Annotated in this window: 1 protein-coding gene; it reads right to left on the bottom strand. The window is 46.6% G+C overall.

Annotated features, from left to right (window positions below; translation table 11 throughout):
- Nucleotides 1-39: 39 nt before the first annotated feature.
- Nucleotides 40-236: hypothetical protein (locus AC0IZJ_RS28760; protein WP_471855697.1), on the bottom strand; the 197-nt coding region annotated here is incomplete at its 5' end.

The following is a 236-nucleotide window of genomic DNA, read 5'->3' as shown; positions in this document are numbered from 1 at the left end:
CCTTTTATTCCACGTTTCGCTTATCCTAGCTGAAGCGTTTCAGTCGATTAAATGTTCGACAATTAACCAATCAGTCGCAGTTTGCGACAGGTAAGGTTTCCCCGGACGATTTGCTGGATTACTCTGTCTGGCAAATTTGCTCAGGGAAAACCTTGCAGGAGATCTATGACCGTACGCGTAGCGATAAATGGCTTCGGTCGCATCGGGCGTAATGTGGTTCGTGCTTTGTATGAATC

The organism is Roseateles sp. AC306 (assembly GCF_979253795.1).
This window is presented reverse-complemented; position numbering and strand designations above follow the sequence as displayed.